The sequence below is a fragment of the Tardiphaga sp. 839_C3_N1_4 genome, assembly GCF_051811045.1.
Lineage (GTDB): Bacteria > Pseudomonadota > Alphaproteobacteria > Rhizobiales > Xanthobacteraceae > Tardiphaga.
In genome coordinates, this window is record NZ_JBPWQD010000001.1 from 3,643,549 (window position 1) to 3,660,816 (window position 17,268).

The following is a 17,268-nucleotide window of genomic DNA, read 5'->3' on the forward strand; positions in this document are numbered from 1 at the left end:
CCCCCAGCGGAGCAAAGCTCCGCGCAGTGGGAGAGGGTGCCTGAGCGAAGCGAAGGCGGGAGAGGGATAGCCGCAAAGCTCGGCGCTTGTGGATATGCCTCTCCCGTCTCGAACCCGCTTCGCGTGTTCGATCCACCCTCTCCCACGGCGCGCAGCTTCGCTGCGCTGGGGGAGAGGGGAAGAAAAGATCACGCCACCGCGTTGAGGCACCAGGCCAGAATGCCCTTCTGCGCATGCAGACGGTTTTCGGCCTCGTCGAACACCACCGACTGCGGACCGTCGATCACCTCGTCGGTGACCTCATCGCCGCGATGGGCGGGCAAGCAATGCATGAACAGCGCATCGGGCTTGGCCAGCGACATCAGGCGCGCATTGACCTGATAGGGCTTGAGCAGGTTGTGGCGGGTTTCGCCGTCCTTGTCGCCCATCGACACCCAGGTGTCGGTGACGACGCAATCGACGCCCTTCACCATCGCATCGGGATCGTCGCTGAAGGTGATCGGCGCGTTTGCCGCCTTGACCCAGTCCTTGAACGGCTTCTTCGGCGACAGCTGCGGCGGCGTCGCGATATTGAGCTTGAACTGGAAGCGCTCGGCCGCATGGGCCCAGGACATCAGCACATTGTTGTCATCGCCGGTCCAGGCCACGGTGCGTCCCTTGATCGGACCGCGGTGCTCCTCATAGGTCATGACATCCGCCATCACCTGGCAGGGATGCGAGAACCGCGTCAGGCCGTTGATGACCGGCACGGTCGCATTTTCCGCGAGCTCCATCAGCGAGTCATGATTGAGGATGCGGATCATAATGATGTCGACGAAGCGCGACAGCACGCGTGCGGTGTCGGCAATGGTCTCGCCGCGGCCGAGCTGCATTTCGGCGCCGGTGAGCATCACGACTTCGCCGCCGAGCTGGCGCATGCCGACCTCGAACGACACACGGGTGCGCGTCGAGGGCTTTTCGAAGATCATCGCCAGCGTCTTGTTCTTGAGCGGACGATCGGGCTCGGCATTGGTGCCATCCCGCCCCTTCAGCTTCGCCTTCATGGCAGCCGCCGCATTCATGATATTGCGCAACTCGCTGGCCGGCACGGCCGTGAGATCGAGAAAGTGCCGCGGTGACGTGCTCATCACGCGGCTCCCTGCGTCTTTGCAGATGCTTTGGCGGATGAGCCGAGGGCCACGCAAGCCTGTTCCAGCCGTTGCACGGCCTGCTCGATCTCGGACTCGCTGACGATCAGCGGCGGCAGGAAGCGCACGACATTATCGCCGGCGCCAACCGTCAACAGCTTGGCGTCACGCAGTGCTGCAACGAGATCACCGGCCGGCACGACCGCCTTGAGGCCGATGAGAAGACCTTCGCCGCGCACTTCGCTGAGCACATCTGGATGGCCATCGACCACACCCGCGAGTTTCTGTTTCAGCAGCAGCGACATCTTCTTCACATGGTCGAAGAAACCGGGCTTCAGCATGATATCGAGCACAGAATTCGCGGCAGCGACCGCCAGCGGATTGCCACCGAAGGTCGAACCATGGGAGCCGGGCGCCATGCCTTCGGCCGCTTCCGCCGTGACGAGGCACGCACCGATCGGGAAGCCGCCGCCGAGCGCCTTGGCCAGCGACATCACATCAGGCGTCACGCCGATGCGCTGATAGGCGAACAGTTCGCCGGTGCGGCCCATGCCGGTCTGCACTTCGTCGAAGATCAGCAGAATGCCGTTCTTGTCGCAGAGTTCGCGCAATGCGCCGAAGAACGCGTTGCTCGGCGCACGCACGCCACCTTCACCCTGCAGCGGCTCGATGAGAATGCCGGCGGTGTTCGGACCGATCGCCTTCTTCACGGCTTCGATATCGCCGAGCGGCAACTGGTCGAAGCCGTCGAGCGGCGTGCCGTAGCCTTCGAGATATTTGGCAGCGCCGGTCGCGGCGAGCGTGCCGAGGGTCCGGCCATGGAACGCGCCTTCAAAGGTGATAATGCGCGTGCGCTCGGGATGGCCTTTGGAGAAATGATAGTGCCGGGTCACCTTGATCGCGCATTCCATCGCTTCCGCACCCGAATTGGCGAAGAACACGAAGTCGGCAAAGCTCTGTTCGCACAGCCGGGCCGCGAGGCGCTCGCCGTCCGGGCTCTTGAACAGGTTCGACATGTGCCAGAGCTTGGTGGCCTGCTCCTGCAATGCGGCGACCATATGTGGGTGCGCATGGCCAAGTGCGTTCACGGCGACGCCGCTGGTGAAATCGAGATAGCGCTCGCCATCGGTTCCAATCAGCCACGCGCCTTCACCGCGCTCGAAAGCGACATCCGCACGCGCGAAAACAGGCAGCAAGTGAGCCTGAGAGAGGGGCGAAGACGTTGCGTTGCTGGTCATAACCGATCCGATCGAAAAGACTGCGGCCGCGTCGATGACAACTGTGCGAAATCGAACAACGGACCCTAGAAACGAAACGTGCCGCCCTTCTCGGGCGGCACGTGGGCATTATTCTATGTGTGCTGTGAAGACTGTCAACCGCGCACTGCGGCTTTCGAGTCACACGGAGTCGCAGAAAAAGCCGATTTTGCAGCTTTACTTGCAGAAGCATGTGGACGCGGCATGCCCGACTCTTGCGCGCGAGTCACGGCATATTGTAGCTTTTGCCTCGTCGGATACGACATCTCGTGCGGCGGTAGATCCTTTTGACACATCCAGTGCGGCGTAACAGCCGGACGCGAAATTCGCGCCCGGTGAGCGCTAAAGGATTCTGACCGCAGGGATTTTTGAAGTCTCAACTCGCAGCGCTGCCCGGTCAGGCCGGCGCTCACGAAGGGAAAACGGCGATGACGGTAATGACATGGACCGACGATCGCGTCGAACAGTTGAAGAAACTCTGGGAAGGCGGCCTTTCCGCCAGCCAGATCGCTGCGGAACTCGGTAACGTGACCCGCAACGCCGTGATCGGCAAGGTTCACCGCCTTGGCCTGTCCGGTCGTGCCAAGAGCCCCTCCTCGGCAGCTCCGCGGCAGCGCAAGGCGCGCCCGGCGCAGCAGATGGTACGCGTCGCCCGCCCGATGGCGCGCGGCAATACCGCGCTGGCCCATAATTACGAGATCGAGGCCGAGCCCGACCCGATCGCCTATGACAACATCGTGCCGATCAGCCAACGCCTGTCGCTGGTCGAACTCAACGAAGCCACCTGCCATTGGCCGATCGGCGATCCGTCGAGCGCGGACTTCTATTTCTGCGGCGGCAAGGCCCTGGCCGGCGCCCCCTATTGCGCGCATCACTCGCGTATCGCCTATCAGCCGGCCAGCGACCGCCGCCGCGCGGTCCCAAAGCCGACGCGCTGAGCTGGAAAGCATCTAAACCAAATGAAAATGCCCGGTGATGAGCCGGGCATTTTTCGTTTTGGGGGAATTGTGAGCGGAGACCTCTCCGCCGTCATGCCCGGCGAATGCCGGGTATCCACGTCTTGGCCGAACACAAAGACGTGGATGGCCGGGACAAGCCCGGCCATGACGAGAATAACTGTCGATAGCGGAGTATTACTCCGCCGCCTTGTCGAAGCGATCGTCCAGCGCATAGCCGGCGCCGCGCACGGTGCGGATTGGATCGGGCTCACCGGCGGGATTGAGCAGCTTGCGCAGGCGGCCGATATGCACGTCGACGGTGCGCTCGTCGATATAGATGTCGCGGCCCCAGACGCTGTCGAGCAACTGCTCACGGCTGAACACCCGGCCCGGATGTTCCAGGAAGAACTCCAGCAGGCGATATTCGGTCGGACCGAGATCGATCGGGCGGCTGGACCGCACGACGCGGCGCTTGTCACGGTCGAGTTCGATGTCGCCAAACGCCAAGACGGTGGCGAGACGCTCGGGAGCTGCACGACGGAGCAGGCCCTTCACGCGGGCCAGGAGCTCCGGCACGGAGAACGGCTTGACGATGTAATCGTCGGCACCGGTGGCGAGACCGCGAACGCGCTCGCTCTCTTCGCCCCGCGCCGTCAGCATGATGATCGGCAATGCCTTGGTTTCAGGCCGTGCGCGCAGACGGCGGCACAGTTCGATGCCGGACAGGCCCGGCAGCATCCAGTCGAGCACCACGAGATCCGGCACCCGCTCCTTCAAACGGGTATCGGCATCGTCGCCGCGCGCGACGGTTTCAACATCATAGCCTTCGGCGTCGAGGTTGTAGCGAAGAAGCGTCGTGAGGGCTTCCTCGTCCTCCACCACCAGAATGCGTGCATTCACAGCCATATGGTCAATATCCTCAGTGACGTCCGAAAAGCCTTTAGGTCATGATCCTTGCGGAAGACTGGCTTCCGCTTTTCCGGATCACGCTTCAGACCGTCGGCGTATTCGCGAATGTGGTCATGTCGCCCTTCGGGCGCTTGTCGAGGATCTGCTGACCCTCGATCATGTAGAACACGGTTTCCGCAATGTTGGTGGCGTGGTCACCAATCCGCTCGATGTTCTTGGCGCAGAACATCAGGTGGATACAGAACGAGATGTTACGCGGGTCTTCCATCATATAGGTCAGGAGTTCGCGGAACAGCGAGGTGCAGATCGCGTCGATTTCCTCGTCGCCCTTCCACACCGTCATCGCAGCGGGCAGATCGTGTGCGGCATAGGCGTCGAGCACGGCCTTGACCTGGGTGGTCACGAGGTCGGTCATGTGTTCGAGGCCGCGGATGAGCTTCAGCGGATGGAAGTCGCTGTCGAGTGCATTGACGCGCTTGCCGATATTCTTGGAGAGATCGCCGATGCGTTCCAGATCGGTGGCGACGCGCAGCGCGCCGACGATCTCGCGCAAATCGACAGCCATCGGCTGGCGCTTGGCGATGGTCAGCACGGCGCGCTCTTCGATCGTGCGCTGCAACTGGTCGATCTCGGCGTCGGTGGCGACGACGCGCGCACCGAGCGCGACGTCCCGGCGGATCAGCGCGTCGACGGATTCGACGATCTGCCGTTCCGCGAGGCCACCCATCTCGGCGACGAGACGGGTCAGCTCCTGCAGATCGTCGTCGAAAGCCTTGGTGGTATGTTCAAAAGCCATCTCAAATTCCTCCCGCGAGTATGTCGCGTCAGCCGAAGCGGCCGGTGATGTAATCCTGGGTGCGGCGATCGGTCGGCGACGTGAAGATCTTGTTGGTCTGATCGAATTCGATCAACTCGCCGAGATACATGAAGGCCGTGCTGTCGGAGACGCGGGCGGCTTGCTGCATGTTATGGGTCACGATCGCGATCGTGTACTGATCCTTCAACTCGTCGATCAGCTCCTCGATCTTCGCGGTCGAGATCGGGTCCAGCGCCGAGCACGGCTCGTCGAACAGGATCACTTCCGGCCGCACCGCGATGGTGCGCGCGATGCACAGACGCTGCTGCTGACCACCCGACAGGCTGAGGCCCGACGCGTTGAGCTTGTCCTTGACTTCGTTCCAGAGTGCACCGCCGCGCAGCGCCCTCTCGACGCGCACGTCCATCTCCGACTTGGAGATCTTCTCGTAGAGGCGGATACCGAAGGCGATGTTTTCATAGATCGTCATCGGGAACGGGGTCGGCTTCTGGAACACCATGCCGACGCGGGCGCGCAGCAGGTTGAGATCCAGCTTTGGATCCAGAATGTTCTGGTTGTCGAGCATGAGCTGACCTTCGGCGCGCTGGCCGGGATACAGGTCATACATGCGGTTGAAGATACGCAGCAGCGTGGACTTGCCGCAGCCCGACGGGCCGATGAACGCAGTCACCCGGTTCGCCATCAGCGTCAGGTTGATCTTCTTCAGGGCGTGGTGTTCGCCATAGTAGAAGTTCAGGTCGCGCACGGTGACCTTGGGACGGGTCTCGCCCTGCAGGGCCGACGGCGGCGGCATCGAGACGGAAGGAACGCCAGACGACACAGAAAGCTCACTCATTTTGCTGTCCTCTCGGCGCCGAGAATGCGCGCGCCAATGTTAAGGGCAAGTACGGTCAAGGTGATGATCAGGGCACCGCTCCAGGCGAGCTGCTTCCAGTACTCGTAGGGGCTCTGCACGAAGTTGTTGATGGTCACCGGCAGGTTGGCCATCGTCTTGGTGAGATCGAGGCTGAAGAACTGGTTGCTCAGCGCGGTGAACAGCAGCGGCGCCGTTTCACCGGCAACACGTGCGGTCGCCAGCAGCACGCCGGTGATGAGACCGGCGCGGGCTGCACGATAGGCGATCCGCTTGATGACCAGGGAGCGCGGCAGGCCGAGCGCCGAGGCCGCTTCGCGCAGCGGGTTCGGCACGAGACCAAGCATGTCTTCAGTGGTGCGAACCACGACGGGGATCACGATCACGGCGAGCGCAAGCGAACCGGCGAGAGCCGAGAAGCCGCCCATCGGAACCACCACCGCACCATAAACGAACAGGCCGATGATGATGGACGGGGCCGACAGCAACACGTCGTTGATGAAGCGGATCACCGAGGTAAGTTTGTCGTGCTTGCCGTATTCCGCGAGATAGGTGCCGGCAAACAGGCCGAGCGGCGCGCCGATGCCGACGCCGATGACGGTCATGATGATCGAACCGACGATGGCATTGAGCAGGCCGCCTTCCATGGAGCCGGGCGGCGGCGTGTTCTGGGTGAAGATCTGCAGGCTGATGCCGGCGATACCGTTGTAGAACAGCGTGAACAGGATCAGCGCGAGCCAGGTGACGCCAAAGAGAGCGGCACCCATGCAGAGCCCACGGATGATCATGTCGTTGCGACGGCGTGAAGCGTAAATCGGGTTCATATTAGTTGCCCGCCTTCTTTTCCAGACGCAGCAGCATCAGACGCGCTGCCGAGAGCACGAAGAATGTCAGCACGAACAGCAGGAGACCGAGCAGGATCAGACCCGATTGATGCAGACCGTCGCTCTCCGCGAACTCGCTGGCGATCGCTGCCGAGATCGTGGTGCCCGGGCCGAAGATCGAGCCCGTGATACGGAACGAGTTGCCGATGATGAAGGTCACCGCCATCGTTTCGCCGAGCGCACGGCCGAGCGCCAGCATGACGCCACCGATCACACCAACACGGGTATAGGGGATGACGACGTTGCGGACGACTTCCCAGGTGGTGCAGCCGACGCCGTAAGCGGCTTCCTTGAGCACCGGCGGCACCGTCTTGAACACGTCAACCGAGATCGAGGTGATGAAGGGCAGCACCATGATGGCGAGGATCAGCGACGCGTTGAACAGCGAGAGATAGGACGGCGGGCCGGCGAAGATCACGCCAAGGACCGGGACGCCTTCGAAGGCGCTGATCATGAACGGCTGCACGTGGTTGGCGAGGAACGGGCCGAGCACGAAGAAGCCCCACATGCCGTAGATGATCGAGGGAATACCGGCGAGAAGCTCGACCGCCATGCCGATCGGGCGGCGCAGCCAGTTCGGGCACAGTTCGGTGAGGAAGATCGCGATGCCGATGCCGACCGGGATGGCGATCGCCATCGCGATCACCGAGGTGATCAGCGTGCCGTAGATCGGACCGAGTGCACCGAGGACCGGCGGATCAGCCGACGGGGCCCAGCGCTGCGTCGTCAGGAACGAGAAGCCGAATTCTCGAAGCGCCGGCCACGCACCAACGATGAGCGACAGAATGATGCCGCCGAGGATAAACAGAACGGACAGAGCCGAAATGCGGGTGATCCAGTAGAACGCCTGGTCCCCGGTCTTGAAGGCATTCAAAGCCTTCGCACGATCATAAGGTCCGGCAGCGTCCATCGAAGAGCTCTGTACGGCCATGTCTGCCACGCCAGTCCCCTGTAATTGTTACAATACCCCAAAACGCATTGCCCTGGAGGGGCTTGTCAGGGCGCGAAGTCAGAAGAGAAGAAGAAAGAAATTCAGCCCTGCAGCAGACGGAGGAGAGATGCCCCTCTCCTCCGCCCACACACCAGATCAGCTCTTGATGTCAGCCGACCAGGTCTTTTCGATCAGCTTGACGACGGGTTCCGGCATCGGAATGTAATCGAGCTCTTCAGCCATCTTGGCGCCCTTCTCGAACGACCACTTGAAGAACTTGATCGCTTCAGCCGAGGCTGCCTTGTCGGTCGGAGCCTTGTGCATCAGGATGAAGGTCGCAGCAGTGATCGGCCACGAGGTTTCGCCCGGCTGGTCGGTGAGGATCACGTAGTAGCCAGGAGCCTTGGCCCAATCGGCGTTCGACGCAGCAGCCTGGAAGGCCGCGACGGTCGGCTGCACGGTCTTGCCAGCCTTGTTGACCATGCCGGTATAGGTCAGCTTGTTCTGCTTGGCGTAAGCATATTCAACATAACCGATGGCATTCTTGGTCTGGCCTACGTTGCCCGCGACGCCTTCGTTGCCCTTGGCGCCAACGCCAACCGGCCACTCGACGGCGGTACCGGTGCCGACCTTGGTCTTCCAGTCAGCCGAGGCCTTCGACAGATAGTCGGTGAAGTTGAAGGTGGTGCCCGAACCGTCCGAACGACGAACGACGGTGATGGCGGCCGAGGGCAGCTTCAGCTTCGGGTTCAGCTTGGCGATGGCAGCGTCGTCCCACTTGGTGACCTTGCCGAGATAGATGTCGCCGAGCACTTCGCCGGAGAGAACGAGCTCGCCCGAGGCGATGCCTTCGAGATGCACGACGGGAACGATCGCGCCCATCACCATCGGCCACTGAACCAGGCCGTCCTTCTCGAGCTGCTCAGCCTTGAGCGGCGCGTCGGTGGCGCCGAAGGTCACAGTCTTGGCCTGGATCTGCTTGATGCCGGCGCCCGAACCGATCGACTGGTAGTTCAAACCATTGCCAGTCTCTTTCTTGTAGGCGTCGGCCCACTTCGAATAGACCGGGAACGGGAAGGTTGCGCCGGCACCCGTGATGTCGGCGGCAAATGCCGAGGTCGAGGCGGCAACGAGGCCGGCAGCGACGATCGCTTTGAGGAATTTCATGGGATGTCTCCAATCTCGTGAGCGACCGCGCCGGATGCGCCAGTTGTGCTCACGCCGCCCGTTTAGGGGTGGTCGATTGTGCTTTTATGATAGTTCCGTGACACTTGGATGACGACACCAAGCATCTGTAAATGCTTTGTTTTTCTGCCTCCGCGGATAATTTTACCGTGCAAATGACAGCGAAAATGCCCTGCCATAAGGGTCATCCCAGGCCGTCAAAATCCGCCGTCACAGGGGTTAACAATATGTTTCAGCAGGCGGAATCCGGCCTCGCGCGCATGCGCGCGTATGACAGCGGCGGGTACGATATTGAGGGTGATCGGACGCAATGCCGCACCATCCACCACGGCTTTTTTGACTGTGTGAGCGAAGCGCAGCGCTGCCCGACCGCCCGAGGGCGGTCGCTATGGGCGCAGGAGAACGAGGGGAGTTTAGGGCGTCAGGACGCCGCGGAGGCGGGAGGCCCCGGCAGCGTCTTCACCTGCGGAAAGGCGGCGGTAAAAGTCGCGCCGTTCTTCGGCACGCTTTCGATCAGCAGCCGGCCGCGATGCCGGTTCAGGATGTGCTTCACCAGCGAAAGGCCGAGGCCCGTACCGCCCTGTGCGCGGCTGTCGCCGACATCGACCCGGTAGAAACGTTCAGTCAGGCGCGGCAGATGCTCGGGGGCGATGCCCGGGCCATAGTCCCGCACGGCGACGCGAATTTCCGGCACACCTTCCGCAGTCGACTCCGTGGTCAGCGATACGTCGACCTTGCCGCCGGATGCGCCGTATTTCAGCGCGTTCTCGATCAGGTTCTCGAACAACCTCAGCAATTCCTCGCGATCGCCAGCGATGGACACCGGCGTATCCGGCAGCGCCATTTCGATCCTGACGTTGCGCTCATTGGCGAGCGGCTCCAGCCCGTCGCCGACCTGACGGATAATGGGGAGAATATCCACCAGCGTATCCGGCCGCACATGCGCCGACAGCTCGACGCGCGACAGCGACAGCAGATCGTCGATCAGCCGTGCCATGCGGGTCGCCTGCGCATGCATGATGCCGAGAAAGCGCTCGCGCGCCTTGGCGTCGTCCTTGGCCGGTCCCTGCAACGTGTCGATGAAGCCGGACAGCGCCGCCAGCGGCGTGCGCAGCTCGTGGCTGGCATTGGCGACGAAGTCGGCACGCATTTCCTCGACACGGCGCAGCGGCGTCTGGTCATGGAATGTCATCAGCATGCAGGTGTCGGTGCCGCCAAAGGCGGTCGGAACCGGCACCGGCGTGATCATCAATTCCATCCAGCGATCGACCGGAACATGATCGAGATAAGTCGCGCGGCGCGGCTCGGTGGTGGCGATGGACTCGCGCAAGGCGGTGATGATCTCCGGCGAGCGCAGCGCGAATTGCGCCAGTTCGTTCTTGCGGAGTGCCGGCGCGAGCTGCGCCGCTGCGGCATTGAGATGGATGACGCGGCCGGCGCGGTCGAGCAGCACGGCGGGATCGGGAATGCCGGCAATGATGGCGCGCACCGCGGGCGCCTCGACAGGATTGGCGGCCAGCGCCTCGTCGCGCGCCGTCACCACGTCATGCAGCCGCCACGGCACCAGCGCCGCGCCGGCGATGCAGACGAACACGATGCCCGCGCGCAGCGGCGACAACTCGCCGAAAAACACCAATGCGGCCAGCGCCAGGCCGGCGGCCAGCAGGATGATCGCCGAATGCCGCAGCCGGTCTGGCCACGGCGAAAACATGGTCGATGGAGAAGCTTCAATAGCCATCTGAACCGGATCTCTTCCTGCTGCGAATGCGAACGTATATCAGGCGCCGGAGCGACCATGTTCCTTGAGCGGGTGGCCGACGCCGGGCTTGGCGTCCGCCGCGACCGCCTGCAGCTTTTTCGATCGCGAACCGATAATAAGCTCGCGAAGCGTCAGTAACATGACTGATATAAAGAACGGCGCGAGGTAATAAAGCACCCTGAACAGCAGCATGCCAGCCAGCAGCTTTTCCTGATCCATCATTTCGAGGCCAACCAGCATGGCGGCATCGAACACGCCAAGACCGCCGGGCGAATGGCTGGCGAAACCCAGCAAGGTGGCCGAGACGAACACCACCGCCACCACAACGAAACCGACGTCAGGCTCGGCGGGCACCAGCATGTACATCGCGAGCGCACAGAAGCCGAGATCGATGATGCCGATGGTGATCTGCAGCAGGGTCAGCGGACCGCCAGGCAGTACCACCGACCAGGGGCCACGGCCGACGCTGCGGGGCTTCATCCAGACCCAGACCACATAGCCGACGAGGCCGGCGAGGATGATGTAGGCCAGGATACGGTTCATCCATGGCGGCACCTGGTTGATCGCGCTAGCCGCTTCCGGGTGATAGGCGATGCCCATACCGAGCACCGCGAGATTGCCGAGCCAGAAGGTGAGGCCGGCGAGAAAGACGATCTTGGCGACATCGACGGCGCTAAGATCCCAGGCCGAATAGATGCGATAGCGCACCGCGCCGCCGGTGAAGACGCTGGCGCCGACATTGTGGCCGATCGAATAGCTGGTGAAAGCGGCCAGCGCGTTGATCCGGTACGGCACGTCGCGGCGACCGATCGTGCGCACCGCAAACCAATCATAGAATGTCAGCGTGAAATAACCGGCGGCAACCGACAGCGCGGACAGCATGATCAGCCGCGGCTCGGTCTCTTTCATCGCCCGGAAAACGGCGGCAGCGTCGATGTTCCGCAGCTTGTGATACAGCATGTAGCAGGCGACGCCGATCACCGCGACGCTGATCAAGACACCGAGCTTGTGCAGGATTTGCTTCTCGCGCAGAAACGAGATCGCCCTGCGTATTGCTTCCAGCATCTCAACCTCGAATGCGATCCCCTGACCAGAGAGATCTGGACCAGGAAGTCAGACTAGCCTCGGCGGAACCGCCACATCAGTTGTCTCCGGCACAACCGTCGTAGCGCGTTTTGCGGCAAAGTGGAATTCGCCGGCTGTGAATAAAAACAAGCCACATCAGTATATTAGGTCAGCCCTAACAAACCACCAGCCTCTCGGGCGCATTCGCTGCGGCAAAATGCCAACGTCCCGACGCGTCTCACGTGACAATGAGGCTTTCGTGACCTCATGCCGCCGATTTGGCGGCGAGACGTTGAAAAAATAACAGATCGAGTTCGGGCGCCCGGCCTGTCAGACCCGTCAGCAACGCATGGACTTGCCCGCGGTGATGGGTCTGATGATTGAACCAGTGCGCCAGGGCCGGCGCCAGCTGCTGTTCAAATTCTTCGGGAGACGACACCCGGCGGAATTTGATGGTGCCGTTGAGACGGCGCTCGTCGAGCCCGTCCACATAACCGAGAATCCGGGCATCTTCGGCGATGCGCGCCGCATGCAACCCGTCGCAGGTCTCATACAGAATGGCATCGAGACGATCCGGCGCCTCGCCTTCGCCGGTGAAGCGCTTCATCCAGATCAGGTCCGTTGCCAGCAGATGATTGAGCGTGCCATGGACGGATTTGAAGAACGCGCCCCGGTCGGCCTGATATTGCTCGCGGCTGAGCGCGCCCGCCGCGTCGAACAGTAGGCCGTTGGCCCAGACATTATACCGGCCGAGCATGCGGTAATGGTCGAGCAGCGTCACGCCGAGCGCGCCTGCTGCCGGGTCACCACGATATCGCGCAGCCACGACCCGATGGCGCAGCCGACGAGATAGAAGCCGAACAATGCGAGGCCGAGATCGAGCCAGTAGCCGAAGCGGCCGGGCACGACTTTACCAATCGCGACGCCGATGATGACCGCGGCGATTACCGACAGGCGCTGGATCCAGACCCGCGACACCGAACGCCCGCGATAGACCACGGCGATCCAGCCCATGCAGAAGCCGATCAGGAACGCCCCGAGCAGCCAGCCCCAGTGAAACATCGCAAGATAAGTCATGGCGCTTGCCTCACGACGAATTCGATCCGGCGATTCTGCAGCTTGCCTTCGTCGGTATCGTTGGTGGCGATGGGTTGGGTACTGCCGTAGCCGATGGTGGAGAAACGGTCCGCCGGCAAGCCGGCCTTCACGAGATATTCTTCAACGGCGAGCGCGCGCTTTTCCGAGAGCGACTGATTGAACGCCGCGTCGCCATCGCCGTCGGTGTGACCGGCGATCTCGACCCGGACATTGGGACAGCGCATGGCGATTTCCACGAGGCGATCGAGCAAGCCCGCGGAATCCACATTGATGCTGGCGCTGGACGGCTCAAACCGGATGCGGCCCTTGGTCAGGTTCTGCGCGAAGAGCTGCTGGCACACGCTGGCATCGACCGGTGCCGCGGCGGGCTTCACCGATACTTCGGCTTTGGCCTGCCAACCCTGCGGGAGCTCGCGCGCGAGACTTGCGCGTATCTGGTCGGCGGCGGCTTCGTAGAGCGCGTCCCCCGACAGTTTCACCTCGCGATCGGACACCACCAGCGTGCCGGTCGACAGCCGCGACAGCGCACCCAGCGCCGTCGTCACCGCTGCCGCAAAACCACCGGGCGCGCCGATGCTAGCCTTCAGGTTGTCGACGATCTTCTCATTGCCGAACTTGCGTCCGGCAGCCGACGCAAGCGCGGCGTGGATGTTGTTGTCCGGGACATAGCCGCTCAGCGTCAGCGTGTTCGTCACCGGGTCCTTGTTGGCCTGGAACACATAGGGCGGCGCCTTGATGTCATTGGCCGCGACCGTGAAGCCTTCCGGCAGATTCTTCAGCGCCGCCGCAATGGCTTCGCGGCCACCGAGATCGCGCGCCATGCCGGAGAGGCTGACATTGGTATCCGAAATCACCGCCTTGCCTTCCTTCAGCTTGGCGACCTGATCAAGCAACAACACAGCCGCGGCATCAAACCGCGGCGGCGCGCCGCGCTTCAGACCCATGCGGTCGGAGACCTCGGTTCCGCTGAGTGCGGCGCGGGCCGCTTCCACAATTCGCGCCTTGCTGGCCGGCAATGGCGCGGTTCCCCACAGCGTGACGCGGACATTGTCGCGCTCCGCGACCCAGACGAACGGCTTGGCTTCCGCGACGAGACGGGTCTCGTCATCGACCAGGCGAACGCCCGGCGTGGCCTCGACCGACGAGACCGCACTGCGGCGACCGTCTTCGGAAAATGCTTCGGCAGAAAACGATACGTCACGGCCGGCAACCGTGATCTGGCTCTTGTCGAGGATCGTGTTTTTCAGCGCCTCAGTGCTACGCGCCGTTAAATCCGTCTCAAGCGGAATCGTGCTAACCCAGGCAGCAACCGCCCAAAGGATGGCAAGCGGGATGAGCCCGGGCCACCATTTGGCACTCCACCTGTAAAATCCGTGCATTCGACGTCCTGCGGGTCTGGAAACAGAGAGAAAACAAACCCTTGCGGGACTGTCAAACTGAAATCAAGGCAAACCTCTGGCGTCGCCGCGGGTATTCGAATAACGCTTTGTTCAATCGTTTCTGATCATTTCCGTGGGTAGCATCAATTGCTCGGTCATACGATGAAGCAGATTCGCAACACGATTATTCGTGCCGGGCTGGATGCGCTGTATTTCAGCGGCGCCCACCGGGTGTTGCGACCTATCTTCGGCGGCGTCGGCACCATTTTCATGCTGCACCATGTGCGCCCTGCGCATGCCGGTCCGTTCCAGCCCAACCGTCACCTCGAGATCACGCCCGATTTCCTGCGCGCCACCCTCGCTTATCTGCGCGCAACCGACGTCGATATCGTGACCCCCGATGAAGTGCAGCGGCGGTTGACGGAGCGGGATTTCTCGCGCCGCTTCGCCTGTTTCACCTGCGACGACGGCTATCGCGACAATCGCGACCATGCATTGCCCGCGATGCGGGATTTCGACGCGCCCTTCACGGTCTATGTCACCAGCGACTTCGCCTCCGGCACAGGCCGGCTGTGGTGGGTGGCGCTGGAGCGCGTCGTTGCCAGGGCCGATGCGATCGAGGCCCCGATCGACGGACAGATGGTGCGCCTGGACACATCGACTCTCGCCGGCAAGGACATGGCGTTCGACCGCCTGCATGGCTGGCTGCGCGGATTGCCGGAAGAAGCGGATATCCGCCGCGAGATCAGCGCACTCTGTGCCGCGCATGGGATCGACGAAGACGCGGTCAGCCGCGAGCTGTGCATGTCGTGGGACGAACTCAAACCTTTCGCCGCCGACCCGCTGGTGACAATCGGCGCACATACCGTAAGTCACTGCAATCTCGCCAAACAGACCGAAGCGATGGTCGTGCATGAGCTGTCAGCCAGCCGCACCGATATCGAAAACGTTCTGCAGCGCCCGGCCGTGCATCTTGCTTATCCCTATGGCGACCGCTGCGCCGCGGGCACACGGGAATTCGCACTGGCGAAAAGGGCCGGCTTCGAGACAGCCGTGACGACGCGCCCCGGCGTGATCGCCTCGGACAACTCCTCGCAGCTCACGGCGCTGCCGCGGGTCTCGCTGAACGGCAACTATCAGGACACCCGCTATCTGCCGGTGCTGACCTCCGGCGCGGCCACCGCGATGTGGAACGGCTTCCAGCGCGGCGGCACCGGATAGTCTGGCCATGCGCTGCAGGCGAACTGCAGCCTTGCTGGAGTCTTGCGTCCCGCGCCGGATCAGACCGGCTTTTGCGACAGATCGGTATCCGGCGGAAAGTACACGCCCGACATCGGATCGACCCAGCACAGATGCTCGTTGACGCGGGTGACGCCAGCCACATTTTCAGCAGCCACGACGATCGCCCGACGGACATTCTCGTCCGTGATGAAGCCGTCGATGTCCACGACGCCATCCTTCACCCGGACGTCGAGGCCGACTGGTGTCCACTCGTTATGCCTGAGCACAGCGACGATGCGGCGGCGGATCAACGCATCACTCGACCCGACATCGGAGACATCGTGCATGACATCGGCGATGGCTTCGACAAAATTCTGCCGACTGACGATACCCACGAGCTTGTCGCCCTGCACCACCGGCACGCGCTTGATGTGATACTTCTCCATCACCTCGACGATATCGGCCAGCCCGGTCTCCTCGGTCACCGTGCGGACCTCACGGGTCATGATCTCATGCACCTTGCGGCCGGCTTCGCGGACATAATCGATGGCCTGCAGGCTGGGGCCACGCACGAATTCGAGCCAGCGCGGACGCCTGCGCTGCGTGCCGACCTCGTGCCGACGCAGGAAGTCCCGCTCGGTCACAATGCCGACCAGCTTGCCGGCCGCATCCACCACAGGCAATCCGCTGACGTGGTAATCGATCATCAGCCTCGCAGCTTCGCTAATCGACGCGTCTGGCGACACGGTGACGAGCTTGCGGGTCATAATTTGATGGGCTCTCATGACACTCTCCCGTTGGGTTGAGGTCCGTTTGCTGGACGAACCAACGCGAGGAGCCTACGCCGGCTGCCGGTTCCGGCCTTGATCTGGCTCAACTGCAGCGGCGCTTGTTGACTCGCCTTGCCCGCCGCCGCACACAATCGGCCCAACGACAAAACAAACGGGAGGCATCATGTTCACCAATCTGTTTTCGCTCGATGGCCGCATTGCACTCGTCACCGGCGGCTCGCGCGGCATCGGCAAGATGATCGCCGCGGGATTTCTCAGCCAGGGCGCAGCGAAGGTCTACATCACCGCGCGCAAGGCCGGCCCGTGCGAAGCCACCGCGAAAGAACTTTCAGCGCAATATGCCGGTGAATGCATCGCGCTGCCGATCGACATCTCGACCATGGCCGGCATCGAGATGCTGGCTGCCGAGATCAAGAAGCGCGAACCCAAGCTCGACATTCTCGTCAACAATGCGGGCGCCGCATGGGGCGCGGACTTCGACGAATTTCCGGAAAGCGGCTGGGACAAGGTGATGACGCTGAACGTCAAGACGCCGTTCTTTCTGACCAAGGCGCTGGCCGGACCGCTGCGTGCAGCAGCCAGCGCGGACAAGCCCGCCAAGGTCATCAATATCGCGTCCATCGACGGCATCTTCGTCAATCCGATGGAGACCTATTCCTATGCGGCGAGCAAATCCGGCCTGATCCACCTGACGCGGCGGATGGCCGTCAAACTGATCCAGGATCACGTCGTCGTCACAGCCATCGCGCCGGGCCCGTTTCAATCGGACATGAACAAGGCTGCACGCGACAATGCCGATGAAGTGGCGACCCGCGTCCCCGCCGGCCGGATCGGCACCGACGAGGACATGGCAGGCGCCGCGATCTATCTCGCTTCGCGCGCCGGCGATTACGTGGTCGGCGCCACCATCGCGGTGGACGGCGGCATCGTTTATGCGAATCCAGGCATCAAGGGCGACGGCTGGGATTGATGATGGACAACGACGGCCCCCGGGACGGAGCATCAGCCACATCCGGGGGACCGGCTGCCGCCATAATCAGCCGCGGTTATAAAAT

At 62.5% G+C, this 17,268-nt stretch carries 17 protein-coding genes; 3 read left to right on the forward strand and 14 right to left on the reverse strand.

What is annotated here, in order from left to right; translation table 11 throughout:
• Positions 1-188 precede the first annotated feature (188 nt).
• Positions 189-1,127: an ornithine carbamoyltransferase gene (argF, locus tag AB8A38_RS17480; protein WP_439086850.1), complete on the reverse strand. Its 939-nt coding sequence runs from the start codon at positions 1,125-1,127 to the stop codon at positions 189-191.
• Positions 1,127-2,365 carry an aspartate aminotransferase family protein gene (locus AB8A38_RS17485; RefSeq protein WP_439086852.1) on the reverse strand — a complete coding sequence of 413 codons (1,239 nt, stop codon included), beginning with the start codon at positions 2,363-2,365 and terminating at the stop codon, positions 1,127-1,129. The genes argF and AB8A38_RS17485 overlap by 1 nt, the downstream gene beginning before the upstream one ends.
• Positions 2,366-2,811: 446 nt before the next feature.
• On the opposite strand from AB8A38_RS17485, the gene AB8A38_RS17490 reads away from it, so the two are divergent.
• On the forward strand, positions 2,812-3,321 hold the full coding sequence (locus AB8A38_RS17490) for a GcrA family cell cycle regulator (RefSeq protein WP_068737968.1): 510 nt from the start codon (positions 2,812-2,814) through the stop codon (positions 3,319-3,321).
• A 195-nt stretch (positions 3,322-3,516) separates the two neighbouring features.
• Here the strand turns inward: AB8A38_RS17490 and phoB are convergent, their stop codons facing one another.
• The 11 genes from phoB to AB8A38_RS17545 all read right to left on the reverse strand — a co-directional run bounded on the left by phoB (position 3,517) and on the right by AB8A38_RS17545 (position 14,201).
• Positions 3,517-4,221, reverse strand: a complete 705-nt coding sequence (gene phoB / locus AB8A38_RS17495; RefSeq protein ID WP_068737970.1) for a phosphate regulon transcriptional regulator PhoB — start codon at positions 4,219-4,221, stop codon at positions 3,517-3,519.
• 91 nt (positions 4,222-4,312) lie between these two features.
• Entirely contained in the window at positions 4,313-5,026 is a 714-nt protein-coding gene (phoU, locus tag AB8A38_RS17500) for a phosphate signaling complex protein PhoU (RefSeq protein WP_315840221.1), read from the reverse strand.
• Between the two features lie 28 nt (positions 5,027-5,054).
• The gene (pstB, locus tag AB8A38_RS17505) at positions 5,055-5,882 is read right to left on the reverse strand and encodes a phosphate ABC transporter ATP-binding protein PstB (RefSeq protein ID WP_315840220.1); all 828 of its coding nucleotides are present in this window, start codon (positions 5,880-5,882) and stop codon (positions 5,055-5,057) included.
• Positions 5,879-6,724 carry a phosphate ABC transporter permease PstA gene (pstA, locus tag AB8A38_RS17510; protein ID WP_089266762.1) on the reverse strand — a complete coding sequence of 282 codons (846 nt, stop codon included), beginning with the start codon at positions 6,722-6,724 and terminating at the stop codon, positions 5,879-5,881. The genes pstB and pstA overlap by 4 nt, the downstream gene beginning before the upstream one ends.
• Position 6,725: 1 nt before the next feature.
• Positions 6,726-7,724 (reverse strand): phosphate ABC transporter permease subunit PstC, encoded by a 999-nt coding sequence (gene pstC, locus AB8A38_RS17515; RefSeq protein ID WP_089266761.1) that lies wholly within the window; start codon positions 7,722-7,724, stop codon positions 6,726-6,728.
• A gap of 147 nt (positions 7,725-7,871) precedes the next feature.
• On the reverse strand, positions 7,872-8,882 hold the full coding sequence (pstS, locus tag AB8A38_RS17520; RefSeq protein WP_439086854.1) for a phosphate ABC transporter substrate-binding protein PstS: 1,011 nt from the start codon (positions 8,880-8,882) through the stop codon (positions 7,872-7,874).
• 439 nt (positions 8,883-9,321) lie between these two features.
• Positions 9,322-10,638 (reverse strand): ATP-binding protein, encoded by a 1,317-nt coding sequence (locus tag AB8A38_RS17525; RefSeq protein ID WP_439086855.1) that lies wholly within the window; start codon positions 10,636-10,638, stop codon positions 9,322-9,324.
• 39 nt (positions 10,639-10,677) lie between these two features.
• Positions 10,678-11,724 (reverse strand): lysylphosphatidylglycerol synthase domain-containing protein, encoded by a 1,047-nt coding sequence (locus tag AB8A38_RS17530; RefSeq protein WP_315840217.1) that lies wholly within the window; start codon positions 11,722-11,724, stop codon positions 10,678-10,680.
• 265 nt (positions 11,725-11,989) lie between these two features.
• The gene (locus AB8A38_RS17535) at positions 11,990-12,499 is read right to left on the reverse strand and encodes a DinB family protein (RefSeq protein WP_439088547.1); all 510 of its coding nucleotides are present in this window, start codon (positions 12,497-12,499) and stop codon (positions 11,990-11,992) included.
• Between the two features lie 2 nt (positions 12,500-12,501).
• On the reverse strand, positions 12,502-12,801 hold the full coding sequence (locus AB8A38_RS17540) for a hypothetical protein (RefSeq protein WP_315840216.1): 300 nt from the start codon (positions 12,799-12,801) through the stop codon (positions 12,502-12,504).
• A complete protein-coding gene (locus AB8A38_RS17545) occupies positions 12,798-14,201 on the reverse strand; it encodes an OmpA family protein (protein ID WP_439086858.1) in 1,404 nt (467 codons plus the stop codon). Before AB8A38_RS17545 ends, AB8A38_RS17540 begins: the two co-directional genes overlap by 4 nt.
• A 162-nt stretch (positions 14,202-14,363) precedes the next feature.
• Here AB8A38_RS17545 and AB8A38_RS17550 point away from each other — a divergent pair, with 162 nt between their 5' ends.
• Positions 14,364-15,422 (forward strand): polysaccharide deacetylase family protein, encoded by a 1,059-nt coding sequence (locus AB8A38_RS17550; RefSeq protein WP_439086860.1) that lies wholly within the window; start codon positions 14,364-14,366, stop codon positions 15,420-15,422.
• 59 nt (positions 15,423-15,481) lie between these two features.
• Here AB8A38_RS17550 and AB8A38_RS17555 read toward each other — a convergent pair whose 3' ends face one another.
• Complete coding sequence (locus AB8A38_RS17555; RefSeq protein ID WP_439086862.1) at positions 15,482-16,207, reverse strand: CBS domain-containing protein; 726 nt, start codon at positions 16,205-16,207, stop codon at positions 15,482-15,484.
• 169 nt (positions 16,208-16,376) lie between these two features.
• Between AB8A38_RS17555 and AB8A38_RS17560 the strand changes: the two genes are divergently transcribed.
• Entirely contained in the window at positions 16,377-17,183 is an 807-nt protein-coding gene (locus tag AB8A38_RS17560) for an SDR family oxidoreductase (RefSeq protein ID WP_068737620.1), read from the forward strand.
• Positions 17,184-17,268: the final 85 nt, after the last annotated feature.

What these genes read in the sequence shown, in the direction of transcription:
- AB8A38_RS17545 (WP_439086858.1), bottom strand. Translation starts at nt 14,201, where the DNA reads ATGCACGGATTTTACAGGTGGAGTGCCAAATGGTGGCCCGGGCTCATC.
- AB8A38_RS17530 (WP_315840217.1), bottom strand. Translation starts at nt 11,724, where the DNA reads ATGCTGGAAGCAATACGCAGGGCGATCTCGTTTCTGCGCGAGAAGCAA.
- AB8A38_RS17560 (WP_068737620.1), top strand. Translation starts at nt 16,377, where the DNA reads ATGTTCACCAATCTGTTTTCGCTCGATGGCCGCATTGCACTCGTCACC.
- argF (WP_439086850.1), bottom strand. Translation starts at nt 1,127, where the DNA reads ATGAGCACGTCACCGCGGCACTTTCTCGATCTCACGGCCGTGCCGGCC.
- AB8A38_RS17490 (WP_068737968.1), top strand. Translation starts at nt 2,812, where the DNA reads ATGACGGTAATGACATGGACCGACGATCGCGTCGAACAGTTGAAGAAA.
- pstA (WP_089266762.1), bottom strand. Translation starts at nt 6,724, where the DNA reads ATGAACCCGATTTACGCTTCACGCCGTCGCAACGACATGATCATCCGT.
- AB8A38_RS17540 (WP_315840216.1), bottom strand. Translation starts at nt 12,801, where the DNA reads ATGACTTATCTTGCGATGTTTCACTGGGGCTGGCTGCTCGGGGCGTTC.
- AB8A38_RS17550 (WP_439086860.1), top strand. Translation starts at nt 14,364, where the DNA reads ATGAAGCAGATTCGCAACACGATTATTCGTGCCGGGCTGGATGCGCTG.
- AB8A38_RS17485 (WP_439086852.1), bottom strand. Translation starts at nt 2,365, where the DNA reads ATGACCAGCAACGCAACGTCTTCGCCCCTCTCTCAGGCTCACTTGCTG.
- AB8A38_RS17555 (WP_439086862.1), bottom strand. Translation starts at nt 16,207, where the DNA reads ATGAGAGCCCATCAAATTATGACCCGCAAGCTCGTCACCGTGTCGCCA.
- AB8A38_RS17525 (WP_439086855.1), bottom strand. Translation starts at nt 10,638, where the DNA reads ATGGCTATTGAAGCTTCTCCATCGACCATGTTTTCGCCGTGGCCAGAC.
- pstB (WP_315840220.1), bottom strand. Translation starts at nt 5,882, where the DNA reads ATGAGTGAGCTTTCTGTGTCGTCTGGCGTTCCTTCCGTCTCGATGCCG.
- phoU (WP_315840221.1), bottom strand. Translation starts at nt 5,026, where the DNA reads ATGGCTTTTGAACATACCACCAAGGCTTTCGACGACGATCTGCAGGAG.
- pstS (WP_439086854.1), bottom strand. Translation starts at nt 8,882, where the DNA reads ATGAAATTCCTCAAAGCGATCGTCGCTGCCGGCCTCGTTGCCGCCTCG.